The organism is Methylobacterium frigidaeris (assembly GCF_022179185.1).
Taxonomy (GTDB): domain Bacteria; phylum Pseudomonadota; class Alphaproteobacteria; order Rhizobiales; family Beijerinckiaceae; genus Methylobacterium; species Methylobacterium frigidaeris.
Map to the genome: position 1 here is coordinate 14,801 of NZ_BPQJ01000022.1, position 25,509 is coordinate 40,309.

Below are 25,509 nucleotides of genomic sequence, written 5' to 3' on the forward strand. Positions count from 1 at the left end.
GCAGCGACCGCCCGCGGTCAGGGGACGGAGCGAGGGGAGAGAATGTCTTGCGCGATTCGCTCTCGCCCCCCATTGTCCCGCTCTCAGGACAGTCGGCACCGGCGGGGTGGCGTATGGCGAGCCGGGTGGCGGCGTGAGCGAGGACGACCAGGCCGGGGTGCCGGAGCCGGGAGCGAGCCACTCCACGGAGGCCCCGTCCTTGGCGCATTTGAAATCTGCGACGATCCGCGAGCCCGGCCTCGACGACCGCGGCAGCGTGTTCTTCGCGGCGATCGAGATGACCCGGATGCCGATGATCCTGACCGATCCGCGGCAGCCCGACAACCCGATCGTGTTCGCCAACCGGGCGTTCCAGGACCTCACCGGCTACACGCAGGCCGAGCTGATCGGACGCAACTGCCGCTTCCTGCAGGGGCCCGAGACCAGCCGCGAGACCGTGCGCGAGCTGCGCGAGGCGGTCGAGGAGCGCCGGGCGGTCGCGACCGAGATCCTGAACTACAAGCGCGACGGCTCGCCGTTCTGGAACGGCATCTTCATCGGCCCGGTCTTCGACGAGGCCGGGGCGATCGTCTACTTCTTCGCCTCGCAGCTCGACGTGACGCGGCGGCGGGTCTCGGAGCAGGCCTTCCGCCAGGCCCAGAAGATGGAAGCGATCGGCCAGCTCACCGCCGGCCTCGCCCACGACTTCAACAACCTGCTCCAGGTCGTCTCCGGCAACCTCGAACTGGCGCGCAATTCCGTGACGAGCGAGCGGGCGCAGCGCCAACTCGCCAACGCCGCCGGCGCGGCGGAGCGGGGGGCGAAGCTGACGAAGCAGCTCCTGTCCTTCGCCCGCAAGGCGCGGCTGGAGCCGCGCTCGCTCAACCTCAACGCGCTGGTGCTCGCCTTCGCCGAGGTGGCGGAGAGCACGCTCGGCAGCACCGTCTCGGTGCGCCTCGACCTGACGCCGCGGCTGCCGGCGGTCACCCTCGACCGCACCAACCTCGAGATGGCGCTTCTCAACGTGCTCATCAACGCCCGCGACGCGATGCCGGCGGGCGGCACGGTGACGATCTCGACCGGAACGGTCCATCTCGACGGCGACGGCAAGGCCCGCGGCCTGCCGCCCGGCGACTACGTGGCCCTGCGGGTTCGCGACGAAGGGGAGGGGATGGCGCCCCACGTCGCCGAGCGGGCGACCGAGCCGTTCTTCTCGACAAAGGGCCCGGGCAAGGGCACCGGCCTCGGCCTCGCCATGGCGCACGGCTTCGTGCAGCAATCCCGCGGACGGCTCGAGATCGAGAGCCGGCCCAAGGGCGGCGGCATCGAGGGCGGCACCACCATCACGATGCTGTTTCCGGCGGGCCTGGGCGCGGCCGCCGAGGAGGAGCCCGCCCAGCAGAGGGCGGTACTGCGGCGCGGCGACGAGACCGTGCTGGTGGTCGAGGACAGCGACGACGTGCGGGCGCTCGCCCGCGAGTACCTCGAGAGTCTCGGCTACCAGGTGCTCTCCGCCCACAACGGCGAGGAGGCCTTGGGGATCCTGGAGCGGGAGGAGCGGATCGATCTCCTGTTCTCCGACATCGTGATGCCGGGCAGCCTCAACGGCCTGATCCTGGCCGACCGGGCTCAAGCGATGCGGCCGGACCTGCCGGTGCTGCTGACCACCGGCTACAACGAGGACCTGGTGGCGGAGGGGCCCGCGACCCCGACCATGGACGTGCTCGGCAAACCCTACCGCAAGTCCGAGCTCGCCGACCGGATCCGTGCCGCCCTCGACCGCGGCGCCAGGCCGATGCCGGCCCCGGGCGAGCCGCATCACGGGTGAGCCCGACCTGCCGACGAAATCGCCGTGTCGTCACTTCACTGACATGGGACGTGCGCAGAACGGCCGCGCTCACCCGCTGAGGATCCCATGCCGCGCCGTACCGTACTCGCCCTCTCGCTCCTGCTCTCCGGCGCGTCCATCGCCCTCGCCCAGACCTCTCCGGCTCCGGCCCCCCAGGCCTTCACCGCCACGCTCGCCGGCCACGCCGTGCTGCCGGCCGACGGCGTCGCACCGCTGCCGGCGGATGCGCCCAAGGACCTCGCCACGCCGGGCAAGTTCACCACCGGCCGCCGGGTGGAGGCAGTCGGCACGGTCGAAGCCCAGTCGATGGGCCGCTCCACCAGCATGAAGCTGCCCCTGCGCGGCCAGCCGCTCCAGGGCCATTCGGGCATCAAGCGCGTGGCGGACGGCACCTACTGGGTACTGACCGACAACGGCTTCGGCGCCAAGGCGAACTCGCCCGACGCGATGCTCTACCTCAACCACTACCGGATCGACTTCGAGACGGGGAGCGTCGAGCGCCTGGAGACGGTCTTCCTGCGCGATCCCGACAGGAAGGTGCCGTTCCGCATCGCCAACGAGGCGACCGAGAGCCGCTATCTCACCGGCAGCGACTTCGACCCCGAGAGCTTCCAGTTCGTCGGCGACCAGATCTGGATCGGCGACGAGTTCGGCCCGTTCCTGATCAAGGCCGACCGTCAGGGCAAGGTCGAGGCGGTGGTCGAGACCCTGGCCAACGGAAAGCCCGTCCGTTCCCCCGACAACCCGGCAGTGACGACCCCGGCGATGCCGGGCGGGGCAGTGGCCTTCAACGCCCGCCGCTCCAAGGGCTTCGAGGGCATGGCGGCCTCACCGAACGGCAGCCGGCTCTACGCCCTGCTCGAAGGCCCGCTCTGGGATGCCGAGGCCAAGGCCTTCGAGACCCGCGACGGCCGCGAGACCTTACGCATCCTCGAGTTCGACACCAAGGCGGAGACCTGGACCGGCCGCTCCTGGCTCTACCCGCTGGAGGCGAACGGCAACGCCATCGGCGACTTCAACCTGATCGACGCCACGACCGGCCTGATCATCGAGCGCGACGACGGCGAGGGCACCGCAGACCGCGCCTGCCCGGCAGGCCAGAAGGGGCCGGATTGCTTCTCGGTCCCGGCGAGGTTCAAGCGCGTCTACAAGGTCGAGATGACCGACGCCAACCAGGGCGGTCCGGTGCGCAAGATCGGCTCCATCGACCTGATGCGCATCGCCGATCCGAACAAGAAGGCGCGCAAGCCGCTCACCGACGGCGCGCTCGCCTTCCCGTTCTTCACGATCGAGAACGTCGACAAGGTGGACGACACCCACATCATCGTCGGCAACGACAACAACCTGCCGTTCTCGGCCAGCCGCGACCCGCACAAGGTGGACGACAACGAGTTCGTGCTGCTGGAGGTGGGGGAGTTCCTGAAGGCGAAGTGATGGGCCGCGCCCCGCATCTCGAGAGAGATGCGGGGCGCCCGGCGAATACTGCCTTCAGTCCTGTTTCGTCCGGTTCGGATTCGGCCCCACCGCGTCAAACCCGGGCTCACCGACGGCGAGAACCGAGATCCATAACCGCTGAAGATGTCCTGAAAGGCCGGGTCGCGGCTCCGCCACACCCTGCATCGTCAGCGGTCATGGATCCGGGGTTCCGTTGCACGGCCCCGGGGCGGCGTCGGAGGACATCGATGGGTCAGCAAGCCAATCCGGCTCTCAGTTTTCCGCGTTGTTCGCCTCGCGAAACAACTGCCACTCCTCGACGACACGACCGTCGGGCAGGTGGCAGTAGCCGGTCTCGCCCTGAGAGCCATTTCGGATCTCGAGGCGCCCGCCGACGGACGTGCAATAGGCCGAAGCCGGGTTCCCGAGGGCCCAGGCCTGCGGGATGCCCGCGGCGACCGTGAGCAGCGCAGCGGCCAATAACGACTTCACGGCTCTCTCCCCTGATCCCGTGTCCGAGACAGGGTAGGAGCGTGCGATGAATCGGCGGTGAGCCAAGGGCGTCCCGCCGGTCCAACGGCTTCAGTGCCCGCCGCCCAGATACGCCGCCCGCACCTGCGGGTCGTTGCGCAGCTGCGCCGCCGGACCCTGGAAGCGGATGCGGCCGTTCTCCAGCACGTAGGCGTGGTCGGCGACGCCCAAAGCCGCCATGGCGAACTGCTCGACCAGCAACATCGTCACCTGCTCCTCCTTGAGCCGGCGGATGATGCGGAACACCTCCTCCACCAGCTTCGGGGCGAGGCCCATCGACGGCTCGTCGAGGAGGAGGATCTCCGGGCGAAGCATCAGGGCCCGGCCCATGGCGAGCATCTGCTGCTCGCCGCCCGAGAGCGTGCCGGCGAGCTGGGTGCGGCGTTCCTTCAGACGCGGGAAGAGGGTGTAGGCCCGCTCCCGGTCGGCGTTGACGTCGCCCTTCGGTCGCGAGCCGGTGAGGCGCGGGAAGGCGCCGAGCGTCAGGTTGTCCTCGACCGAGAGGGTCGGGAAGACCCGCCGCCCCTCGGGCGAGTGGGCGAGGCCGGTGCGGGCGACATCGTGGCTGTCGAGGCCGCCGATCTCGCGCCCGTTGAGCTTGATCGAGCCGGCGCGCGGCCGGATCATGCCGGAGAGCGCCCGCATGGTCGTGGTCTTGCCGGCGCCGTTGGAGCCGATCAGGGTGACGACCTGGCCCTTGGGCACCGTGAAGGTGAGGCCGTGCAGGACCTCGATCTGGCCGTAGCCGGCCGACAGGCCGCTGACGTCGAGCATCTGTCTACTCCGCAGCGTCGGCAACCGGGCTGCCGAGATAGGCTTCGATGACCTTGGGGTCGGACTGAACCTCGCGGGCGCCGCCCTCCGCGATCTTGTGGCCGAAATCGAGCACGCTGACGCGGTCGCACAGGCCCATCACCACGTCCATGTGGTGCTCGATCAGGATCACCGTGATGCCGGCGTCGCGGATCTTGCGGATGATGAGGGTCAGCTCGGCGATGTCGGGGGCGGTGAGGCCCGCCGCCGGCTCGTCGAGGAGGAGCAGGACGGGGTCGAGGGCCAGCGCCCGGCCGATCTCGAGGAGGCGCTGCTTGCCATAGGGCAGGTTGCGGGCCTCGACCTGCGCCAGCGCCCCGAGACCGACGAAGTCGAGGATCGCCATGGCGCGAGCCCGCGCCTCCCGCTCCTCGCGCCGGCGCCGCGGCGTGCCGAGGATCGCGTCGAACAGCGTGCCCTGGAAGCTGTGGTGGAGGCCGACCAGCACGTTCTCCAGGGCCGTCATCTCGCGGAAGAGCTGGACGTTCTGGAAGGTGCGGGCGACGCCGGACAGGGCGATCTCCGAGGGCGTGCGCCCGTCGAGGCGCTTCACCGCATCCACCCCGGTCGCGAGCGACACCCCGCCGGCGGTCGGCTTGTAGATGCCGGTGAGCACGTTCATCATCGTGCTCTTGCCCGAGCCGTTCGGGCCGATCAGCCCGTGGATCGTGCCCGGCCGCACCGCGAGGTCGACCTCGTTGAGGGCTTTCAGGCCGCCGAACTGCATCACCGCCCGCTCGACCTTGAGCAGCGGGTCGGCGCCGGAGCGGCCGCCCTGGCGGATCAGCGCCTCGCCGGAGGCCGCGAGTTCCTGGGTCGCCCCGGTATGGGCCGGGCGCAGGAAGGGCAGCTTCTCGCGCAGGAAGCCGACGATGCCCTCCGGCAGGTAGTAGACCACGAACAGGATCATCAGGCCGAAGACGGTGAGGCGGAAATCCGTCACCGACTCCATCGCCAGGGTCGCCGGGAAGAAGGCGAGGCAGAGCGCGCCCGGGATGAGCAGGGTCATCCGGTTCTCCTGCTTGCGCAGGAAGGCGAGGCCGACCACGACGACGGCGATCGCGGCGATGATGCCGGCCATGATCCGCACGAGGCCGATATCGGCCAGGATGTTCGGCATCATCACGATGATCGCGGCGCCGATCAGCGGCCCGGAGCGCGACTTGCGCCCGCCCATGGTGACGGCGAGGAGGAACAGCACCGTCAGCTCGAAGCCGTAGGAATTCGGCGCGACGTAGCGCTCCGACCAGGCGAACAGCGCGCCGGCCAGCCCCGCGAGCGCCGCCGAGATCACGAAGGCGTAGACCTTGTAGCGGTAGACGCTGACGCCCATGCAGTCGCAGGCGATCGGCGAATCGCGCAGGGCCTCGAAGGCGCGGCCGAAGGGCGAGCGGACCACCCGGTTGACCACCAGGATGGTGAGCAGCAGGCAGGCGCAGACGAGGTAGTAGAATTCGAGCTTGCGGCCGGCCGCGCCCCACGGCGCCTGCAGGCCGATCAGCGAGAAATCGAGGACGCGGGCCGGCGGCAGGGTGATGCCGAGCGGGCCGTTGGTGAGATCCGTCATCTCGTTGATGAAGATCTGGATGATGGTGCCGAAGGCGAGCGTCACCATCGCGAGATAGGGCCCGCTGACCCGGAGCGCGGGAATCGCCAGCAGCAACCCGAAGGCCGCCGTGACGCCGATGCCGGCCAGCAACCCGAACCACAGCCCGAGCTTGAACTTGAGGAACAGCACCGCGGCCGCGTAGGCGCCGATGCCGAACAGGCCGGCATGGCCGAGCGAGACCTGACCGGTATAGCCGACGACGATGTCGAGGCCGAGGATCAGGATCGCGTAGATCGCGATCACCACCAGCAGGTGGATGTAGTACTGGCTGGTGACGACGTGCGGGAAGGCCGCCAGGAAGACGACGAGGCACACGGCCCCGAGGAGGCCGACGAAGCGGCCGAGCCCGGCTTGGGGGACCGGTGGGGCGGTTTGCCGGGCCAGCGCCGGCGCGGAGGCGGACTGCGCCATGATCGTGAGGAACCCTGGAAGAAACGGAAGCGACGAGGCCGCTCCCGCGATCCGGGAGCGGCGCGGGCGAAACAATCAGACCTTCTTGATCACGGCCTTGCCGAACAGGCCGACCGGGCGCACCGCCAGCACGGCGAGCAGCAGGATCAGGCCGGGCACGTCCTTGTAGCCGGTCGAGATGTAGAAGCCGGTCAGCGTCTCGGCGACGCCCAGGATCAGCCCGCCGACGATCACGCCGAGCCCCGATTCGAGGCCGCCGATGATCGCGACCGCGAAGGCCTTGAGCGCCAGGACCGAGCCCATCGTGGCGCCGGTGAGGGTCACGGGGGCGACGAGCACGCCCGCGAAGGCCGCCGTCATCGCGCTGATCGAGTAGGACAGGGTGATGACCTTGCGGGTGTTGATGCCCATCAGGCCGGCGGCGTCGATGTCGTTCGAGGTCGCCACCACCGCCTTGCCCCAGATCGAGCGGCGGTTGAACAGCTCGACCGCGAGCATCATCAGCAGCGCGCCGGCGACGATCATCAGCTCCATCGGCAGCACCCGGACGCCGCCGAACGTCATCGCGGTCTCCGGCAGCGGCGAGGGGAACTTGAGGTCGTCGCGGCCCCAGATGTTCTCCGCGACGTTCTTGAAGATGATGCCGAGGGCGATGGTGGCCATGATCCACCCGTACTCGGACTTGATCTTGACCGCCGGGCGCACGCCGAGGCGCTCGACCACGGCGCCGAGGGCGAAGCCGAAGACCAGGACGAGCGGCAGCATCAGCCAGTAGCCGGTGAAGGGCACCAGCGTCAGGCCGAACAGGGCGCCCAGCATCAGGGCCTCGCCCTGGCCGAAGTTCAGGGTCTTCGAGGTGGCGAAGGTGAGCTGGTAGCCGAACGCGATCGCGGCGTAGATCATGCCGACGGCGATGCCGCTCGCCACGAGCTGAAGGAAGATCTGCATGAGGAGAAGGCTCGTCTCGTCGGGCGGATCCCGCGCTCATGCGCGGGTGCGGGCCCCGCGCCGAAGCGCGGGGCCCGAGAGGGCACTCGGCAGGATGGCGCTCAGTTCGAGGCCTTCTCCTTGACCCGGACGACGCCCGCGTTCTTGGCGTCCTCGTCCTTGGCGTAGACGATCTTGCCGTCCTGGACCTTGCCGAACACCACCATGTTGCGGCTGATCGCGTTGTGGTCCTTCGCGGTGAACGGCTTGTCGTAGGTGGTGACCACGCCCTCGACCTTGGTGTTCAGGTTCTCGAGCGCCGCGCGCACCTTCGGGCCGTCGGTGGTGCCGGCCTGCTTGATCGCGGCGGCGAGCAGGTAGACCGAGTCGTAGCCTTGCGCGCCCGCCACCGGGGTCGGGATCTTGTTGACCTTGAAGGTGGCGTAGTAGCCGTCGAGGAAGGACTTGCGCTTGGGCAGCGTCTTATCCTCGATGAAGGTCTGCGGCATGATCACGCCGTTGCCGTTCGTGCCGGCGATATCGATGAAGCTCTGCATCGAGGCCGGCCACGAGGTGATCATCGGCACCTTCCAGCCGAGCTTGGCCATGCCGTTGGCGATCTGGGCCAGCTCCGGGCCGATGCCGTAGGCCAGGATCACGTCCGCGCCCGCCGCCTGCGACTTCAACAGCTGGGGCGTCATGTCGACGTCCTTGATGTTGAACTTCTCCACCGCGACCGGCTTGATGCCCTTGGCCTTGAAGTACTTCTCCAGGTCCTCGCGACCGAGCTGGCCGTAATTGGTCGAGTCGGCCAGGATCGCGATCTTCTTGAAGCCCTGGGCGATCGCCTCGTCGGCCATCATGCCGGCCTGCAGCACGTCGTAGGCCGAGGTGCGGAAGACGTAGTTGTTGTCGTAGTCCGGCGGGTTGAACTGGTTGGTGATGATCGTGCCGGTGGCGACGTTGTTGATCACCGGAATCTCGGCTTCCTGGTAGAAGCGCTGTGCGGCGAGAGCCACGCCGGTGTTGATGAAGCCGAGGGTGGCGACCACCTTCTCCTTGTTGATCAACTCCTGGGCGACCTGGGCGCCGACCTCGTTCTTGGCCTCGTCGTCGCGCTCCACGAGCTGGATCTGGCGCCCGAGCACGCCGCCGCTCTTGTTGATCTCGTCGGCGGCGAGCCGCACGCCGTCGCGCATCGACACGCCCATCGAGGAGGAGCCGCCCGTATAGGGGCCGGTCACCCCGATCTTGATCGGGTCAGCCGCCAGGGCCGGGGCCGCGAAGGCGGTCGCGCAGGCGAGCGCCGCCGCGAGCGCGGTCAGGGATGAGCGCATCTGGATTCCTCCGGGGACCGTTTCTTGCCGTCCCGCCCTCGGTGGGCGGCGATCGGGGTGCCGGATAGAACCCAAGATGGCAGCGCTTGTCGAGCGCGTCTTTCGATCTAGAAACCAGGGCGGGACTTGAGCGAGACTGCTGAGGCCCTGCTTGATTGATCCTGGCCGTATTGACACCCTTCGGGTCGTTCCGGGCTCCGCTGCGCGGCCCCGGAACGACCCGAAGGGTGTGAGATCTGTCACCTATCTCAGGGGGACTCGGCCAGCGGGATCGGGGGCGACGCGTCGCCCCGCCGCTCAATCCTTCGCCGGCTCGTTCTTGCCCGGGACCTGCGTGATGCCGCCGATCACCCGCACCGGGCGGTTGCCGTCGGGCGGGGTCTTCCAGCCGCCGTCCTTGGCCTCCGGAGCCTTGGGCGGCGCAACCTCGGCCGCCTTCGCGGGCGGGGCGTCCTTCCTCGCGGGCTCGACCTTCGGCGCCAGGGGCGGGACGAGGGCCGCGGGGGTTTCGGTCGTCTCGGCCGGCTTGGTGCGGGCCGCCGTCCGGCGCGGCGCCTCGGGCTTCGCGCCCTCGGGCGCGGTTTCGCGGCGGGTGGCCGCACCGCCGCGGGCGGCCGGGCTGTCGGGGTTGAGGCCGAGCGGGTTCGGCCCGGCGGCGCGCGGAGCCACCGCGGCGCGCGAGGCCGGGGCGGGCGCCTCGACGGGCGGCGCCGGCAGCGGGCGCGCGGCGACGCGGCGCTCCTCCGGTCGCTCGCCGACCGGCGGCAGCGGCTCGCCGCGGGAGAGCGGCACGGGAGCGTAAGCCCCGCCGTCACGCCAGCCGTTGTCGCGCGGGGCACGCTCGCGGAACGCCTCGTCCCGCGGCTGTGGCGGACGCACGTCGGCCTCGGTCCAGCCGTAGCCGGGGCGACGGCCGCCGGGGATGGTGCCGGGGGGGATCAGCGGCGCCTCCAGGCGCTCGCGGTCGAGGATGCGGCCGGTGCGGGCATCGACGACGAGCTGCACCCGGTTGCCCCAGGGGCTGTCGGCCTCGACCCGGTAGGTCTCGCCGTCGAAGCGCGGATGGCTCATGCCGGTGAAGCCGGCCCGGCCGAGGCGGAAGATCACGGCCCGCGGCGGCAGGATCACATCGTCCTCGTCCTCGATGACGACCCGGTAGCCCTGCGCCCGCGCAGGGCCGGTCAGCGCCGCTCCCGTGAGCAGCGTGGCGGCGAGCGCAGCCAGGAGTGCCGCGCCCGTCACGGACCGCGTACCCGTCTTCGACGGCAGTGCAGTCATCGTCCCGCATTCCCTTGTTTCCGGGGTCGTGCCGGGCTTGCTCAGCCCCGCATTCCCCTCGTGCTCGGACAAGATTCTGTTAACCGCGCGAATGAGGCGGGATTGCGGGAGCGCGGCCGTCGCGAGGGCACAGCCTTTCGGGTGAGAACCAACGGGCGAATGGTCGCCGAGAAGGTCGGGCTCGCGCCCGTGACGATCGCGGCGATCCGCGACGGGCGCCGCCCAACCGGCCTCCCGGAGGACGACCTATGACGTCGGACATTGTTCGGCACGCCAGCGTCGTCGATCTCACGGCGGTCAGCGGATCCTACACCTTCCCGACGGTGGAGCTGAACGTCGCACGTTCCACGCTGCCGAAGGACGGCACGCCGCTGCCGCCGCGGCCGGAGTGCCAGCGGACGCCACGCGTGCGGACCCGCGAGGCCGGTCCTTTACGTCACGACCGACGGTTCCGTCCGCCCGGTATGCTGCACGATCCCGGCGATCGCCTCGGCGGCGGCTACGACCGGGGCCAGCATCTCGGCAGTCGGCGCATCCAGCCGGTCCTTCGAGAAGCGCTCGAGATAGACCCGCAGGGTCGCCCCGACGGTCCCGGTGCCCGACAGGCGGAAGACCACGCGGGCATCCTCGCGGAAGAGGATCCGTACGCCCTGGCGCGCGGTCACCGAGCCGTCGACCGGGTCGGTATAGGCGAAGTCGTCCGCGGCCTCGACGGTGAGATCACCGACGCGCTGGCCCGGCAGCCCGGCGAGCTTTTCGCGCAAGCCGCTCATCAGCCCTTCGGCGGCGGCGCTCTCCACCTCCTCGTAGTCGTGGCGGGCGTAGTAGTCGCGGCCGTAAGTCGCCCAGTGGTCGCGCACAACCTGGTCGGCGGGCTTCCCCGTCGCGGCGAGCAGGTTGAGCCAGAGCAGCACCGCCCACAGGCCGTCCTTCTCGCGCACGTGGTTCGAGCCCGTGCCGGCACTCTCCTCGCCGCAGAGGGTGATCCGCCCGGCATCGAGCAGGTTGCCGAAGAACTTCCAGCCGGTCGGGGTCTCGAAGGCCGGGATGCCGAAAGCCGCCGCGACCCGGTCGGCCGCACGGCTCGTCGGCATCGAGCGGGCGATGCCGGCGAGGCCCGCCTTGTAACCTGGCGCCAGATGCGCGTGGGCGGCGAGGATCGCCAGGCTGTCGCTCGGGGTGACGAAGAGATGAGGGGCGACGATCATGTTGCGGTCGCCGTCGCCGTCGGAGGCAGCACCGAAATCGGGCGCGTCCGGTCCGGTCATCAGCGCCATGAGGTCGTGGGCGTGGACCGGGTTCGGGTCCGGGTGGTGGCCGCCGAAATCGGGCAGCGGCTCGGCATTCACCACCGTGCCGGCCGGGGCGCCGAGGCGCCGCTCCAGGATGTCCTTGGCATAGGGGCCGGTCACCGCGCTCATCGCATCGAACCGCATCCGGAAGCCGGAGCGGAACAGGGCCGCGATGGCGGGAAAATCGATCAGCGTCTCCATCAGCGCCGCGTAATCCGTGACGGGATCGATCACCGTGACGGTCGCGTCGCCGAGACTCACGTCGCCGGGGGTGTCGAGGTCGATATCGGCTGCCTCGACGATGCGGTACTCCGTGATCGCCTTGGTGCGGGCAAAGATCGCCTCGGTCACCGGCTCGGGCGCCGGGCCGCCGTTGCGGGCGTTGAACTTGATGCCGAAATCGCCCTCGGGACCGCCCGGGTTGTGGCTCGCCGACAGGACCACGCCGCCGATCGCGCCGTGCTTCCGGATCACGCAGGAGGCGGCCGGGGTCGAGAGCAGGCCGCCGCGTCCGACCAGGATGCGCGCGAAGCCGTTAGCCGCCGCGATCTTCAGGGTCGTCTGCACCACCTCGCGATTGAGGAAGCGCCCGTCGCCGCCGACCACCAGGGTCGTGCCGGCCCGGTCGGGCAGGCAGTCGAAAATCGCCTGGACGAAGTTCTCGACGTAACCGGGCTGGCGGAAGACCGGCACCTTCTTGCGCAGGCCCGAGGTGCCGGGCTTCTGGTCGGGAAAGGGCTGCGTGGGGACGGCCTTGACGGTCATGGGGTCTCGTCTCGGTGAAGGCGGCGGGGCTGGCCGGCAAGGGGCCAGCCGACTTTTGGCCCAGCTTATGCCGCCTCTCGCCGCCGCCGGCCAGCCCGCGCGAGCGATTTCACCCCCGCGCGCGAGTTCATGCGGCGTCCTCCTCGGCCCGCTTCAGGCCGGTGGTCAGGTGGCGGAAGCTGGCGATCGGGGCCGGGCGGCCGAACAGGTAGCCCTGCGCTTCGTGGCAGGCCTCGGCGCCCAGGAAGGCGAGTTCCGCCGAGGTCTCGACGCCCTCTGCCAGCACCGGCAGGCCGAGGCCGCGGCCAAGGCCCAGGACCGTGCGCACGATCGTGGCGGCCTGCTCGCTCGTATCGACCGAGCGGGTGAACGAGGAATCGATCTTGATCTTGTCGAACGGGAAGGCGCGCAGGTTCGACAGCGACGAGTAGCCGGTGCCGAAATCGTCCATGGCGATCCGAACTCCCAGCGCCTTGACCCGGCGCAGCGTCGCGAGTGCGCGGGGAAGGTCGCGGATCAGCGCCGTCTCGGTGATCTCGAGTTCGAGGCGGGCGGGCGCGAGGCCGGTGGTGAACAGCACCTCGTGCACCAGCTCGGCGAAGCCCGGGGCGTGGAGCTGCACCGCCGAGACGTTGACGGCGATGCGCAGGGGGTTGGCCCACGAGGCGGCCTCGCGGCAGGTCTCGCGCAGGACCCACTCGCCGATCCGCAGGATGCTGCCAGTCTCCTCGGCAATCGGGATGAACAGGTCGGGCGGGATGGTGCCGCGCTCCGGGTGGTGCCAGCGCAGAAGCGCCTCGAAGCCCACCGCCTCGCCGGTGTCGATGCGGGTCTGCGGCTGGTAGACGACCCTGAGCTCGTCCCGCTCGACGGCGTGGCGCAGGTCGTGCTCGATCTGGCGCCGCTCGCGGACCTGCACGCCCATCCGCGCCTCGTAGAAGCGCAGGCGACCGCGGCCCTCCTGCTTGGCGCGGTATAGGGCGGTGTCGGCCTGGATCATCAGGGTCTCGGCTTCCGCTCCGTCATGCGGGAAAAGCGCGATACCGAGGCTTGCCGCCGCGATCGCCCCGGCCGGCCCGGTCTCGGCTTGTCGGAGGGCCGCCAGGATCGCTTCGCCGAGCGCCTCGGCGCCGGCCGCGTCGAGGCTCGGCGCCAGAACGGCGAACTCGTCGCCGCCGAGGCGGGCCAGCATCTGGCCGGGGTTGAGCACGGCGGTGATCGCCGCGCAGACGGCACGCAGCAAGCTGTCTCCGGCGGCGTGGCCGAACAGGTCGTTGACCTCCTTGAACCGGTCGAGATCGGCGCAGAGCACCGCCAGCGGCCGGCCGGCGGCCTGGGCCAGCGCGATCTCCTGCGCCAGCCGGGCGTTGAAGCTGGTGCGGTTCGGCGCGCCCGTGAGGGCATCGTGGTGGGCGAGATAGGCGATCCGCGCCTCGGCGCGCTTGCGGGCCCGCAGGTCGCGCACCGCCAGGGCAGCATGCGGACGGCCCGCGAAGTCGATGACCCGGCGGATCACCTCGACCGGCACCAGGCTGCCGTCGTGGCGGCGCAGCTGCGCCTCCGGCACCTCCGCGGCGTCGGTCGCGGCCGGTTCGGCGAGGAGGTCAGACAGGGCCACCCCGGTCAGCGCCTCGGCGGCGAGGCCAACGAGGTCGGCGAAGCTGTCGTTGACGGTGACGATCCGATCGCCGTCGCAGACCACCAGCCCCTCGACGGCGGCGTTGGCGAGGCCCCGCATCCGATCGCCCTCGAGCGCCGAGCGGCGCTCGTCGCGCAGGTGCAGCCACAGGCCGGCGAAGGCCAGGACCAGGATCGTGATGCTGGCGAGCGCCACCGCCACGGCGAGGATCTCGGCCGGCACCGCCGTGCCGGACAGGGCGACCGATGGGTCCGGCACGATCACGGCGGCGTTCATCGCGGTGAAATGCAGGCCGCAGATGCCCGCCACCATCAGACCGGCCCCGGCGAGCTTCACCCGGACCGAGCCATCCCGCAGGGTCATGGCGAGCGCGAGGCTCCCGAACCCGGCGCCGGCCGCGAGAGCCGCCAGGACGAGGCCGGCATCCCAGGCGATGCGGCCGGCCACCTCGAATGCCGCCATGCCGGTGAAGTGCATGGCGCCGACGCCGAGGCCGATCTGCGCCCCGCCGAGCCAGGCCGCGCCGGGCAGGCCCGGCCGCAGGGCGATCCAGAAGCCCGCCGCCGTCATGCCGATCCCGATCAGCAGGGACAGACCGGTCAGGCCGAGGTCGTAGGCCGAGGCGATGCCGGGCGAGAAGGCCAGCATGGCGATGAAATGCGTCGCCCAGATCCCGGTCCCGCCCGCCAGAGCGGCGGTGGCGAGCCACAGCCGGCGCTCCCCGCTAGCATTGACGCGGGCATGATCGAGGAGCGTCAGGCTGGTCACTGCAGCAAGGTTGCATACAACCGCTGCGAGAAAAACCAACTTGAGGTCGTGATTTTCAGCAATACAATTGTAGAGGGCAGTCACGACGTGCGTCTCGCGCTCGGGCTCTGTATGGCGTCCAGAGTGCACGGGCTGTGGTGAAGAACCATGTTATTGCTTGGCCCTGTCGGACATTTCTACGATCCGTAGTGAATTTCGTCCTAACACCGGTGGGGCGGCGCCCGGCTGCGCCTCCCGCGCGGCGGATCCCCGTCGGCGGTTCCCCTTTGGCCGGTTGCCGGCTGCTCCCTCTTGGCGGCCGGCCGCTCCGCACGATATCCGGCACCGGCAAGGAACGGACGTGAGCACGATGCAGAACGACGAGCCCGGCGCCCCGGCGCGGCCGATGCTGGACGACGACACGATCGCCTTCGCGGGCCGGGTCTTTCAGTATGCCCGCCTCGGTCACCACGCGGAGCTGGGCGACCTGTTGGGAATGGGTCTGCCGCCCAACCTGCGCAACGACAAGGGCGACACGCTCCTCATGCTCGCGGCCTATCACGGCCATGCCGAGACCGTCGGCGTGCTGATGGCGCACAAGGCCGATCCGGAGATCGCCAACGACCGCGGCCAGACCCCGCTCGCGGCGGCGGCGTTCAAGGGGGCGATGCCGGTGGTGCTGGCCCTCCTCGACGGCGGGGCCGCCATCGACGGTGCCGGGCCGGACGGGCGCACCGCCCTGATGACCGCCGCGATGTTCAACCGCGTCGAGATGGTCGAGACGCTGCTCGCCCGCGGTGCCGACGCGGCTCGCCGGGACGCAAGCGGCCACACCGCCGAGAGCGCCGCGCGCGCCATGAACGCGCCGGACACGCCGGACGTGCTCGCCCGGGCGGTCGCCGCGGGCAAGCCGAGCTGAGCATCATTCGCCGAAGCGGTACCCGGTTCGGCTGCGAAAATGATGCCAAAACAAAACCTTAAGCAGAGTTACACCATGCACCTCTGCTTAGGTGGCCGGCGGCGCCTTCACCATCAGCCCGCGGCGGGCCTCGATCGTCTGCCAGGCCATCAGCGACGGCAGGCCCAGCACCACGTCCGGCACCCGCTTGACCAGCGAGAGGGCGAGCGCGGTGTGCGGATCGATGCCGAACAGGCTGCCGAGGAGCACGAAGCCGCCCTCCTGCACGCCGAGCCCGCTCGGGACCGGGAAGGCGGCGGACTTGATCGCCTGGCTCAGGGACTCGAGCACCACCGCCTCGGCCAGCGTCACCCCCTGGATGCCGATGCATTGCAGGGCGATCCAGATCTCCAGGGCGCCGAGGAACCAGGCCGCGAGGTGGAGCAGGAGGCCCTGAGTGAGGGGCAGCCAGCGCCGGCGATCCCAGACTGCGTCGAGGGCGGCCTGCACGCCGCCGCTCGGCGGTGCCGTCCCGCCCTCCGCGGCGAACCGGCGGGCGAGCGCGCTGACCTGGCGCTCGATGAAGGCGGCGCCGCCGTAGCGCTGCACCGCGAAGAAGGCGGCGAGCACGACGCCGCTCAGGGCGAGCCCCTTGGCGCACCAGGCGGCCAGGGTCGCGGCCTGCTCGCCCTCGAGCTGCGACAGCAGGACGACGCCGGTCAGCGCGAACAACGCCTGCGTGACGACCTGGAAGAACATGTCGACCAGGATGCCGGCGGCGCTCGCCGCCCCGGTGACGCCCCAGAAGGTCAGGAGCCGCGCGCCCAGGACCTCGCCGCCGACCGAGGCGACGGGCAGGAGCACGTTGACCCCCTCGCGCACGAAACGCAGCAGCACGAACGGGCCGGCCGCCACCGCGACGAGGCCGGTGAGGATCCGGGCCCAGGCGACCCCGCACAGCCCGATGATGAGGACCCGCACCAGCACCACCGCGGCGATGCCGAGGAGGCCGACCCGGCCGAAGGCGTCCGCCACCGCGCCGACGTCGTTGGCGGCAACGAGCCAGAGGGCCAGCACCACGCCGATCACGGCGCCGAGGAGCGGCACGCGCCGCAGCAGGCGGCGGCCGAGGCTCGGGCGCGTCCCGGCCGGCGCCGCGCCGGTTTCCGCCACCGTCACGGTGCGTCGCCCCCCCGCGCGGGAAGCAGGGCATCCAGCATCGCGGCGGGTTCGAGCATGGGATCGAGCACCAGGAGCCGGCCCTCGCCGAGAGAGCCGGCGGTGGCGAGCGTCAGGCTGCGCTTCGGGCACAGGCCGAGGCAGCCGGTCTCGACCACCCGCACCTTGCGTCCGCGGTGATCCGCCTTGAGGGCGCGCTTCAACCCGCCCCGGACCGCCTTGGCACCGACTCCCTGCCGCTTGGCGCACTTGGCGCACACCATCACGATCTCGGCGAAAGGAGCGGCTGCCGCCTTGGCGGGCCCGCGTTTCGTCACCGGCGCCTTGCTCACCGCGTTCTGGTCCCCCGTTCCATGACTGATCCGGGGCTGTGGTTAACCGTCGGCCGGAGCAGGCGCAACGCGGCATGGCGTGGCGACGGGTCTCCCTGGCGTCGGACCTACGACGGCGCCGCCTCGCCGAGCCGCACGCACCGCGCCGCATGGCCCGGGCCCACCGCCACCCGCGCCGGCAGGCCCTCCCGGCAGGACGGGACGACGAGGCCGCAGCGGGGCTCGAATGGGCAGCCGGGGGGCGGGTCGGCGAGGTCGGGGGGCGAGCCGGGGATTGTGGCGAGCCGCACGCCCTTCGGCGAATCCGGGGTGATGCGGGAGGCGAGCAGCCCCCGTGTGTAGGGATGGGCCGGCGTGCCGACCACCGCTCCGCTCGCCCCCACTTCGACGAGGTGGCCGCCATACATCACCGCGACCCGGTCGGCGACCTGCACCGCCACGCCGACGTCGTGGGTGACGAAGATCACCGCGAGGCCGAGGTCGCGCTGCAGCTCGCGCAGGAGGAGCAGGATCTGGATCTGCACGGTGGCGTCGAGGGCGGTGGTCGGCTCGTCGGCGAGCAGCACCTTCGGCCGGCAGGCGAGCGCCAGCGCGATCATCGCCCGCTGGCGCATGCCGCCCGACATCTCGTGGGGATAGGCGTCAAGGCGGCGGGCCGGCGAGGGGATGTGGACGCGCTCGAACAGCTCCAGCGCCCGCGCGCGCCCGGCGGCGCGGGAGACGCCCTCGTGGCGCATGACCGCCTCGGCGATCTGGTCGCCGATGCGGTAGACCGGATCGAGGGCGAGGCCCGGATCCTGGAAGATCATCGCGACGGTGCCGCCGCGATAGGCCGAGAGCGCCTTGGGCCTGAGCGTCAGCACGTCGTGCCCGTCCACCCGCAGGTGGCCGCCGATGCGGGTGCGGGATTCCGGCAGGAGCCGCATCAGGGCCCGCAGGGTCACGGACTTGCCGGAGCCGGATTCGCCCAGCAGCGCCAGGGCCTCGCCGGCCCGGATGGTGAAATCGACCCCGCCGACGGCCCGGACGGCTTTTCGGCCTCCCAGGAAGTCGACCGTCAGGTCGCGGACCTCGATCAGGGCGTCGGAGGTGGCGGTGTCAGAGGTGCGCAGGGGTGCGTTCATGGTTGCCTCACGCCGCCATCGGGACCGCGGGTGCCTTCGGGTGGCCGGAGCCCGCCACCGCCATGTGGCAGGCCGCGGCATGCGCCGGGGCGACCGGGTCGAGACCGGGCTCGCGGGTGCGGCAGACCTCCGCGGCGAACTGGCATCGGGTATGGAAGCGGCAGCCCGGGGGCGGGTTGATCGGGTTCGGCGGGTCGCCGGTGAGCGGTGCCTCTTCCAGCCGGGCATCCGGGTCGGTCGAGGGCTGGGAGGCGAGGAGCGCCGCCGTGTAGGGGTGGCGCGGCGTCGAGAGGATCGCGTCGGCTGGGCCGATCTCGGCGACGCGGCCGAGATACATCACCATCACCCGGTCGGACATGAAGCGCACGACGTTGAGGTCGTGCGAGATGAAGATGTAGGTCAGGCCGAACTCGTTCTTGAGGTCGGTCAGCAGGTTCAGCACCTGCGCCTCCACCGACTTGTCGAGGGCCGAGACCGCCTCGTCGAGGATGAGGAGGCGCGGCTCGAGGGCGAGCGCCCGGGCGATGTTGACCCGCTGGCGCTGGCCGCCGGATACCTCGTGCGGATAGCGCCCGCCGAAGCGCCGCGGCTCCAGGCCGACCCGGCGCAGCAGGTCATGGGCCCGGGCGAGCGCCGCCGCCGAGGACAGCCCGTGCGCCTTCGGCCCGAAGGCCACCGATTCCTCGACCGTGAGGCGCGGGTTGAGCGAGGCGTAGGAATCCTGGAAGACCATCTGCACCTGGCGGCGATAGGCCTTCAGGTCGAGGGCGCGGGAGCCGAGCAACTCGCCGTCGAAGACGATGTCGCCGCGATCCTGCCTGTTGATCTGCATCAGCAGGCGCGCCGTCGTCGACTTGCCGCAGCCGGATTCGCCGACGACGCCGAGCGTCTCCCCCTTCATGACAGAAAAGTCGACGCCGTCGACGGCCCGCACTGCGGGGCCCTTGCCGAAAAGGCCGCCCTTGCCGGCAAAGTGCTTCACCAGGCCGTCGACGGTCAGCAGCGGCTGCGCGGGACCGCCGCGGTCGCGGGGATCGAGATCGGTCACTGGCGCACCTCCATGGCCGAGCGCAGGCCGTCCGACAGCAGGTTGAAGGAGATCGAGGTCAGGAAGATCATCACGCCGGGGAGCGCCGCCACGACCGGGTTGACGTAGATCGCGGTGCGCAGGGTGTTGAGCATCAGGCCCCATTCCGGCTCCGGCGGCTTCACGCCGAGGCCGAGGAAGGACAGGCCCGAGGCCAGGATCATCGAGACCGAGATCAGGCTGGTGGCGTAGACGAAGACGGGACCCAGCACGTTGCCGAGCACCTGCACCCGCACAACCGTGAACGGGTTGGCGCCCGAGACCCGGGCCGCCTCGACGTAGTCGCGGTTGCGGATCTGCACCGTGACGCTCTCGGCGACGCGGGTGATCTGGGGCACGAACACCACGGTGAGCGACACGATCGAGTTGAGGATGCCGGCCCCGAGCGCGCCCGAGAGCGCGATGGCGAGCAGCACCGACGGGAAGGCGAAGAACACGTCGACCACGCGCATGATCAGCGTGTTGACCCAGCCGCCGGCATAGCCCGCGAGGATGCCGAGGCCCGACCCGACGAAGAACGCGATGACGACCGGCAGCACGCCCATGAACAGCGAGAGGCGGCCGGCATAGAGCAGGCGGGTGAGCATGTCGCGGCCGAGCTCGTCCGAGCCGAGCCAGTAGGTCGCGTCGCCGACATGGCGCAGGCGCCGGACCATCGAGCCCTTGAACGGGTCCATCGGGGCGATCAGCGGCGCGAAGATCGCCGCGAGCACGATGCACAGGATGACGAAGGCGGCGGCCATCGCGACCGGATCGCGGACGAGGCGGCGCAGCACGCTGCCCCAGTAGCCGCGGGAGGCCTGGACCGGGATCTCCGGCGCCGGCACCGCAGCGACGGGATCGCCGGTGGCGAGCGAGGTCTGAACGGTCATCGGGTCAGGCCCTCTCGATGCGGGGGTCGAGGGCGGTCTGCACCACGTCGACCAGGAGGTTGAGGGTGACGAAGAACATCGCCAGGACCAGGATCGTGCCCTGGAGCAGCGGCAGGTCGCGCTGGAAGATCGCGGCGTTGAGGAGGAAGCCGGTGCCGGGCCAGGCGAACACGGTCTCGATCAGGATCGAGCCGCCGAGCAGGTAGCCGAGCTGCAGCCCCATGATGGCGATGGCGGTGGGAGCCGCGTTCTTGACCACGTGGCGGAAGACGCCGAATTCCGACAAGCCCTTGGCGCGCAGGGCCTGGACGAAGTCCTGGTGCAGGATGTCGCCGACGAGCGCCCGGACGGTGCGGGAGATCACCCCCATCGGGATCACCGACATGGTGATGGCGGGCAGGAGCAGGTAGCGCAGGTGCTCGAGGTCCGGGAACCAGTTGCCCGACCCTTGGGGCCCGGCGCCGGTGGGCGGCAGCCAGCCGAGTGTGGCCGAGAACACGATCACCATCACGATGCCGAGCCAGTAATGCGGCACGCTGACCCCGAACACCGCGATGGCGGAGGCCACCCGGTCGAGCCAGGAATCGCGGGCGTAGCCGGCAACGAAGCCGAAGAAGGTGCCGAAGGTGAAGCCGATCAGCGTCGCCACCGAGGCGAGGATCAGGCTGTTGCCGACGGCGCGGCCGACCTCCGCCAGGACCGGGCGGCCGGTGGCGATCGAGGTTCCGAGGTCGCCCTGCAGCACCTTCCAGAGCCAGAGGCCGTACTGCACCGGCAGCGGCTTGTCGAAGCCGTAGGCCGCGCGCATCTGCGCCTGCATTTCGGCAGTGGCATCCACCGGCAGGATCGCGCTCAGGGGATCGCCGGGGGCGAGGTGGACGAGGAGGAAGCACACCAGGCTGACGCCCAGGGCGACCGGGGCGGCGTAGCCGATGCGCTTGAGGATGAAGAGGATCATGACGGGAGGATCCCGGGGCTGCGCCGGTTGTCGGAATCGTGGCCTCGCCCGGCGGGAGCCGGGCGGGTTCGTGGTGTCGCGGGCCTGTCCGAGTTCGCCCGAGGGACCTTCCACCCTCCGCGTCATTCCGGGGCCGCGAAGCGGAGCCCCGGATCCGGAGCCGCTCGTGGTGCCGGATGGAGCGGAGCCCTGTCCGCCTTCCTCGGAAGCCTTGGCGGTTCTGGATTCCGGGCTCCGCTGTCGCGGCCCCGGACTGACGTCGAGAGTGTCAGGACGGTCGGTTCACTCGAACACGCATCAAGATCTCACTTCGCCCAAGATCTCACTCCGCCCAAAATCTCACTTCGCCATGGTGATTGGCGAGAAATCCTGGAACCAGCTCTGGGCCTGGACGAAGCCCTGCACCTTCTTGCTCATCGCCCGCGGGTTGACGTCGTGGGTAACCATCAGGAACAGGGCGTCGTCCACGAACTTCTCGTGGATCTTCTGCAAGACCGCGACCTGGTCCTTCGGCTCGAAGGTCGCGCGGACCTCGTCGAACAGCTTGTCCATCGCCGGATCGCAGTAATAGCCCCAGTTGGTGCCGTTCGGCGGCGCCAGGTTGCACTGGGCATGGCGGATGAAGGCGGTGAACGGATCCTGGATCAGGTAGGAGTAGTTCATCGCGGTGCCGCCGCGGGCGCTGTCAGACTTCGAGCCGGCGCGCCAGATGTTGATCAGCGTGTTCCACTCCACGACCTCGTAATCGACCTTGATGCCGACCTCCGCGAGGTTCTGCTGCAGGAACTCGTTCATCGGCAGCGGCTGCATCTGGCCGGAGCCGGAGGCCGAGATCAGCACCTTGGTGGTGAGAGGCTTGTTCGGGCCGTAGCCCGCCTCCTTGAGGAGCTTCTTGGCGGCTTCCGGATCGTAGCCGACCTTGAAGGTGGGCTTGCCGAACCAGGGATGGCCGGGGGTGAGGAAGCCTTCTGCAGGGGTGGCGAGGCCGCCGAGGAACTCCTTCAGGCCCTCGCGGTCGATGGCGAGGTTCGCGGCCTTGCGCACGCGCACGTCGTTCCACGGCGAGCCCTCGGCCCGTGACAGGTGCCAGGTCCAGTTATGCGGATAGAGGTTGGTGACGAGAGCGAAGCCCGCGGCCTTGAGGGAGGCCACCGCGTCCGGCGCCGGCGCCTCGATCCAGTCGACCTGGCCGGAGCGGAGCGCCGCGACCCGGGCATTGGCCTCGGGGAGGGGCACCAGCACCATCTTGTCGAGCTTCGGCACCCGGGCCTTGTCCCAGTACTCCTTGTTCGGGACCAGCTCCAGGCGCTCGCGCGGCACGAAGCCTGTGACCTTCCACGGGCCGGTGCCGGAGGGCGCCTTGGCGACCGCGTCCCAGCTCTTGCCCTGCTTCTCCCAGTTGGCGGGAGACGACATCAGGATCCAGGCGAGCTGGTAGGGGAAGGTGGCGTCCGGGGTCTTGGTGACGATCTCCAGCGTCATCGGGTCGACCGCCTTGTAGGAGGCGACGGCCGGGATGCGGGTGCGCCCCTGCGCCGACTGGCGCGGGTCGAATTGCGGGCTGTCCGACTTCAGGAGCTTGTCGAGGTTCCAGACCACCGCGTTGGCGTCGAAGGCCGAGCCGTCGTGGAAGGTCACGCCGGGGCGGAGCGAGAAGATCCAGCGGGTCTTGTCAGCGGGATCGACCTTCCAGGAGGTGGCGAGGCCGGGCGTCAGGTCGGAGGCCTTGTCGGCCCGGCTGAGGTCCCAGTTGATGAGGGCGTCGTACACCGTGTAGCCGGTGAAGCGCATGCCCTCGCCGCCATTGTCCGCCTGGCCGGTGGTGAGCGGGATGTCGGAGGCGGTCATGCCGATGCGCAGCACGCCCTGGGCGCTCGCAGACCCCACCAGCGCGAGGGCGAGGACGAGCCCGGACAGGGTCCGCCCGAGCGGGCGCAGGGGCAGGCGGGTGGGCAGCGGCATCGTGGAACTTCCCCGTTGGTGAGTGACGGAGACGAGATTGCAAGAGGCCTGCCAACCGGCTCGCGGCAGGAAGCCCGGTTCCCGGGCAGCGAGAATGCCTAATTTCCGGGCTGCCTCATTCGCAGGCGAACGATCCAGCGCGAATCTGCTTTCATTTGAGGCAGGCTTCGGCCCGTGCGGCATCGATCTGCCGGTCGGCGACGAGATGGGCGAGGCCGTGAACCAGGGCCCAGGCCCGCAAGGCATCGCGCTCGGCGCCGGCCGGCGACTCGCGCTCCGTCACCACGCTCCGTAACGCCCCGAACGTGGCCGACGAGGCCTCCGCGAGGTCGGGATGGTCTGCGTCCTCGACCACGCCGCCGAACATCAGCCGGAAGGTCGCCCGGTCCGCATCGGCGAAGCGCAGATAGGCGCGGCCGAGGGCAGTGAGCCGCTCCGGCGGCTCGGCCCGGCGCCCCGCCTCTTCGAGCGCCTTACGCAGAGCCCGAAACCCCTCGGTCGCGAGCGCAGCCAGCAGCGCCTCGCGGCTGGCGAAATGGCGATAGGGCGCGTTGTGCGACACCCCAGCGAGCCGCGCCGCCTCACGCAAGGTCACCGCCTCGACGCCGCCGGCGCGCAGCAGATCACGCGCCGCCGCGATCAGGCTCCGGCGCAGGTCGCCATGGTGATAGGCCGTATCGCCCCCAGATGTTGACAATGCCCACATATCTCCTATGTTGCGCCTGTCAACATACGCAAACCGGCCGCCGCCGCAAGCCGCGGCGGCCGGCCCGCACCTTGCGGAAAGCGTCCGCCATGACCCTGCAGCCGCTCCTCCACGCCTCGCCGGTGATCCAGGTCCACGCCGCGGCCGCTCTCGCCGCCCTGGCGCTCGGGGCGCTGCAATTCGGCCTGCGGCGGGGCGGACGGCGGCACCGGCTGATGGGCCGGCTCTGGGTCGGGCTGATGGCCGTGGTAGCGCTGAGCTCGTTCGGCATCTCCGGCCTGCGCCAGGTCGGGCCGTTCAGCTGGATCCATCTCCTGTCGGCATACACGCTCGTGGCCCTGGTGCGGACGGTGCTCCACGCGCGGCGGGGCCGCATCGCGGCCCATCGCTGGACCATGATCGGGCTCAATCTCGGGGCGCTGGTGATCACCGGGCTGTTCACCCTGCTGCCCGGCCGGATCATGGGGCACGTGGTGTTCGGGTAACGATGTCACGCCGGGGCCGTCGAGCGCGGTCGGTGCGCTCGACGAGGGTGAAGCCCTCCATCGGCATCCCGGGGCCGCGCAGCGGAACCCGGGATGCCTGAAAGGGGACGAAGGACGGCCGCTGCCGATTTGGAAGCCGTCACGCCGGCCGCCACGGCCCCAGCCGCGCGATGTCCCGCTCCCGCCGCTCCAGCCACCAGCCCGCCTGCTGGGGCCAGGCCTCGAAGCCCGGCTCCTCCGCCCTGTCGAGAGCCCGGCTCGCGCGTGACGCCCAGTTCGGATCGGCCAGGGCCTCCCGCCCCACCGCGACGAGATCGGCGCGGCCCTCGGCCACGATGGCGTCCGCCTGGCGCGGATCGACGATCAGGCCGACCGCCATGGTGGCGAGCCCCGTCTCCCGCTTCACGGCCTCGGCGAAGCCGACCTGGAAGCCGTAATCGCGTCGGATCCGGGCAGCGGTGGCGGAGCCGGACAGGCCACCCGACGAGCAGTCGAGCACGTCGACACCGAGGGCCCGCAACTCGGCGGCCAGGGCGAGGGTGTCGTCGAGGGTCAGGCCGCCCTCGAGCCCGTCCACCGCCGAGACCCGCACGAAGAGGGGCTTTCCCGCCGGCCAGGCCTCCCGCAACGCCCGGGCCACTTCGAGGGGGAACCGCATCCGTCCGGTCCGGTCGCCCCCGAAGGCGTCCTCGCGCCGGTTGGTGAGCGGCGACAGGAAGGTGTGGAGCAGGTAGCCGTGCGCGGCGTGAAGCTCGATCACGTCGAACCCCGCGCGGTGCGCCCGATGGGCCGCCGCCACGAAGGCGCCTTTCAGGTCGTCGAGGTCGGAAGGCGAGAGTTCCGCCGGCCTCAGCCAGCCCTCGTCGAGGGGGATCGCGCTCGGCGCCACAATCGGCCAGGGCGTCTCGCCGCGGGCGATCTCCTGTTCCGAGAGCGGGCCGTTGCCCTCCCACGGGCGCTGCATGCTGGCCTTGCGGCCGGCATGGGCGAGTTGCAATCCGGCCGCGGCACCGTTCGCCTTCAGGAAATCCGCGACCCGGGCCAGCGCCTCGCCGTGCGCGTCCGACCAGATCCCGAGGTCGCCGTGGGTGATGCGTCCCTCCGGCACCACCGCGGTCGCCTCCAGGATCACCAGCCCGGCGCCGCCGAGGGCGAATCGGCCGTAATGGACGAGGTGGTGGTCGCCCGCGATCCCGTCCCGCGCCGAATACTGGCACATCGGCGGGATCACGACGCGGTTGCGGAGAGAAACGTCCCGCAGGCGGACGGGCGTGAAGAGCTGCGCGGTCATTCTT

At 70.6% G+C, this 25,509-nt stretch carries 21 protein-coding genes; 4 read left to right on the plus strand and 17 right to left on the minus strand.

The window, feature by feature from the left end:
- The first annotated feature begins 133 nt into the window (after window positions 1-133).
- Both MFF64_RS21470 and MFF64_RS21475 read left to right on the plus strand, forming a co-directional pair.
- Complete coding sequence (locus MFF64_RS21470; protein ID WP_238192360.1) at window positions 134-1,807, plus strand: histidine kinase famiy protein; 1,674 nt, start codon at window positions 134-136, stop codon at window positions 1,805-1,807.
- Between the two features lie 87 nt (window positions 1,808-1,894).
- Window positions 1,895-3,262 (plus strand): esterase-like activity of phytase family protein, encoded by a 1,368-nt coding sequence (locus tag MFF64_RS21475; RefSeq protein ID WP_099904713.1) that lies wholly within the window; start codon window positions 1,895-1,897, stop codon window positions 3,260-3,262.
- Window positions 3,263-3,535: 273 nt separating this feature from the next.
- Here MFF64_RS21475 and MFF64_RS21480 read toward each other — a convergent pair whose 3' ends face one another.
- The 8 genes from MFF64_RS21480 to MFF64_RS21515 form a co-directional block, all read right to left on the minus strand.
- A complete protein-coding gene (locus MFF64_RS21480; protein WP_099904711.1) occupies window positions 3,536-3,754 on the minus strand; it encodes a putative hemolysin in 219 nt (72 codons plus the stop codon).
- Between the two features lie 90 nt (window positions 3,755-3,844).
- Window positions 3,845-4,567 (minus strand): ABC transporter ATP-binding protein, encoded by a 723-nt coding sequence (locus MFF64_RS21485; protein ID WP_093569400.1) that lies wholly within the window; start codon window positions 4,565-4,567, stop codon window positions 3,845-3,847.
- 4 nt (window positions 4,568-4,571) lie between these two features.
- Window positions 4,572-6,626, minus strand: coding sequence for a branched-chain amino acid ABC transporter ATP-binding protein/permease (locus tag MFF64_RS21490; RefSeq protein WP_238192361.1), 2,055 nt, complete (start codon window positions 6,624-6,626; stop codon window positions 4,572-4,574).
- Window positions 6,627-6,701: 75 nt separating this feature from the next.
- Window positions 6,702-7,574 carry a branched-chain amino acid ABC transporter permease gene (locus MFF64_RS21495; RefSeq protein ID WP_099905595.1) on the minus strand — a complete coding sequence of 291 codons (873 nt, stop codon included), beginning with the start codon at window positions 7,572-7,574 and terminating at the stop codon, window positions 6,702-6,704.
- 101 nt (window positions 7,575-7,675) lie between these two features.
- Complete coding sequence (locus tag MFF64_RS21500) at window positions 7,676-8,890, minus strand: ABC transporter substrate-binding protein (RefSeq protein WP_099905597.1); 1,215 nt, start codon at window positions 8,888-8,890, stop codon at window positions 7,676-7,678.
- Between the two features lie 297 nt (window positions 8,891-9,187).
- Window positions 9,188-10,168, minus strand: a complete 981-nt coding sequence (locus MFF64_RS21505) for a hypothetical protein (RefSeq protein WP_238192362.1) — start codon at window positions 10,166-10,168, stop codon at window positions 9,188-9,190.
- Window positions 10,169-10,599: 431 nt separating this feature from the next.
- Entirely contained in the window at window positions 10,600-12,225 is a 1,626-nt protein-coding gene (locus tag MFF64_RS21510; protein ID WP_238192363.1) for an alpha-D-glucose phosphate-specific phosphoglucomutase, read from the minus strand.
- A 127-nt stretch (window positions 12,226-12,352) separates the two neighbouring features.
- The gene (locus MFF64_RS21515; RefSeq protein WP_238192364.1) at window positions 12,353-14,716 is read right to left on the minus strand and encodes an EAL domain-containing protein; all 2,364 of its coding nucleotides are present in this window, start codon (window positions 14,714-14,716) and stop codon (window positions 12,353-12,355) included.
- 265 nt (window positions 14,717-14,981) lie between these two features.
- Here MFF64_RS21515 and MFF64_RS21520 point away from each other — a divergent pair, with 265 nt between their 5' ends.
- Complete coding sequence (locus MFF64_RS21520) at window positions 14,982-15,530, plus strand: ankyrin repeat domain-containing protein (protein ID WP_099904628.1); 549 nt, start codon at window positions 14,982-14,984, stop codon at window positions 15,528-15,530.
- Window positions 15,531-15,617: 87 nt separating this feature from the next.
- Here the strand turns inward: MFF64_RS21520 and MFF64_RS21525 are convergent, their stop codons facing one another.
- The 8 genes from MFF64_RS21525 to MFF64_RS21560 form a co-directional block, all read right to left on the minus strand.
- Window positions 15,618-16,688 carry a lysylphosphatidylglycerol synthase domain-containing protein gene (locus MFF64_RS21525; protein ID WP_425324384.1) on the minus strand — a complete coding sequence of 357 codons (1,071 nt, stop codon included), beginning with the start codon at window positions 16,686-16,688 and terminating at the stop codon, window positions 15,618-15,620.
- A complete protein-coding gene (locus MFF64_RS21530) occupies window positions 16,685-17,020 on the minus strand; it encodes a (2Fe-2S) ferredoxin domain-containing protein (RefSeq protein ID WP_238192365.1) in 336 nt (111 codons plus the stop codon). The genes MFF64_RS21525 and MFF64_RS21530 overlap by 4 nt, the downstream gene beginning before the upstream one ends.
- A 107-nt stretch (window positions 17,021-17,127) precedes the next feature.
- The gene (locus MFF64_RS21535; protein ID WP_099904626.1) at window positions 17,128-18,144 is read right to left on the minus strand and encodes an ABC transporter ATP-binding protein; all 1,017 of its coding nucleotides are present in this window, start codon (window positions 18,142-18,144) and stop codon (window positions 17,128-17,130) included.
- A 7-nt stretch (window positions 18,145-18,151) separates the two neighbouring features.
- Window positions 18,152-19,192, minus strand: coding sequence for an ABC transporter ATP-binding protein (locus MFF64_RS21540; RefSeq protein ID WP_238192366.1), 1,041 nt, complete (start codon window positions 19,190-19,192; stop codon window positions 18,152-18,154).
- Window positions 19,189-20,103: an ABC transporter permease gene (locus MFF64_RS21545; protein WP_099899270.1), complete on the minus strand. Its 915-nt coding sequence runs from the start codon at window positions 20,101-20,103 to the stop codon at window positions 19,189-19,191. Before MFF64_RS21545 ends, MFF64_RS21540 begins: the two co-directional genes overlap by 4 nt.
- 4 nt (window positions 20,104-20,107) lie before the next feature.
- Window positions 20,108-21,061 carry an ABC transporter permease gene (locus tag MFF64_RS21550; RefSeq protein WP_048444352.1) on the minus strand — a complete coding sequence of 318 codons (954 nt, stop codon included), beginning with the start codon at window positions 21,059-21,061 and terminating at the stop codon, window positions 20,108-20,110.
- Between the two features lie 339 nt (window positions 21,062-21,400).
- The gene (locus MFF64_RS21555) at window positions 21,401-23,023 is read right to left on the minus strand and encodes an ABC transporter substrate-binding protein (protein ID WP_099899268.1); all 1,623 of its coding nucleotides are present in this window, start codon (window positions 23,021-23,023) and stop codon (window positions 21,401-21,403) included.
- A gap of 151 nt (window positions 23,024-23,174) precedes the next feature.
- Window positions 23,175-23,720 carry a TetR/AcrR family transcriptional regulator gene (locus tag MFF64_RS21560; RefSeq protein ID WP_165795504.1) on the minus strand — a complete coding sequence of 182 codons (546 nt, stop codon included), beginning with the start codon at window positions 23,718-23,720 and terminating at the stop codon, window positions 23,175-23,177.
- A 98-nt stretch (window positions 23,721-23,818) separates the two neighbouring features.
- Here MFF64_RS21560 and MFF64_RS21565 point away from each other — a divergent pair, with 98 nt between their 5' ends.
- A complete protein-coding gene (locus tag MFF64_RS21565) occupies window positions 23,819-24,214 on the plus strand; it encodes a DUF2306 domain-containing protein (protein WP_099899264.1) in 396 nt (131 codons plus the stop codon).
- Between the two features lie 139 nt (window positions 24,215-24,353).
- Here the strand turns inward: MFF64_RS21565 and MFF64_RS21570 are convergent, their stop codons facing one another.
- On the minus strand, window positions 24,354-25,505 hold the full coding sequence (locus MFF64_RS21570) for an NADH:flavin oxidoreductase/NADH oxidase (protein WP_099899261.1): 1,152 nt from the start codon (window positions 25,503-25,505) through the stop codon (window positions 24,354-24,356).
- Between the last annotated feature and the right edge of the window lie 4 nt (window positions 25,506-25,509).

Coding starts and splice junctions, on each gene's coding strand:
- MFF64_RS21475 (WP_099904713.1), top strand. CDS start 1,895: ATGCCGCGCCGTACCGTACTCGCCCTCTCGCTCCTGCTCTCCGGCGCG.
- MFF64_RS21485 (WP_093569400.1), bottom strand. CDS start 4,567: ATGCTCGACGTCAGCGGCCTGTCGGCCGGCTACGGCCAGATCGAGGTC.
- MFF64_RS21490 (WP_238192361.1), bottom strand. CDS start 6,626: ATGGCGCAGTCCGCCTCCGCGCCGGCGCTGGCCCGGCAAACCGCCCCA.
- MFF64_RS21495 (WP_099905595.1), bottom strand. CDS start 7,574: ATGCAGATCTTCCTTCAGCTCGTGGCGAGCGGCATCGCCGTCGGCATG.
- MFF64_RS21500 (WP_099905597.1), bottom strand. CDS start 8,890: ATGCGCTCATCCCTGACCGCGCTCGCGGCGGCGCTCGCCTGCGCGACC.
- MFF64_RS21505 (WP_238192362.1), bottom strand. CDS start 10,168: ATGACTGCACTGCCGTCGAAGACGGGTACGCGGTCCGTGACGGGCGCG.
- MFF64_RS21510 (WP_238192363.1), bottom strand. CDS start 12,225: ATGACCGTCAAGGCCGTCCCCACGCAGCCCTTTCCCGACCAGAAGCCC.
- MFF64_RS21520 (WP_099904628.1), top strand. CDS start 14,982: ATGCAGAACGACGAGCCCGGCGCCCCGGCGCGGCCGATGCTGGACGAC.
- MFF64_RS21535 (WP_099904626.1), bottom strand. CDS start 18,144: ATGAACGCACCCCTGCGCACCTCTGACACCGCCACCTCCGACGCCCTG.
- MFF64_RS21545 (WP_099899270.1), bottom strand. CDS start 20,103: ATGACCGTTCAGACCTCGCTCGCCACCGGCGATCCCGTCGCTGCGGTG.
- MFF64_RS21550 (WP_048444352.1), bottom strand. CDS start 21,061: ATGATCCTCTTCATCCTCAAGCGCATCGGCTACGCCGCCCCGGTCGCC.
- MFF64_RS21555 (WP_099899268.1), bottom strand. CDS start 23,023: ATGCCGCTGCCCACCCGCCTGCCCCTGCGCCCGCTCGGGCGGACCCTG.
- MFF64_RS21565 (WP_099899264.1), top strand. CDS start 23,819: ATGACCCTGCAGCCGCTCCTCCACGCCTCGCCGGTGATCCAGGTCCAC.
- MFF64_RS21570 (WP_099899261.1), bottom strand. CDS start 25,505: ATGACCGCGCAGCTCTTCACGCCCGTCCGCCTGCGGGACGTTTCTCTC.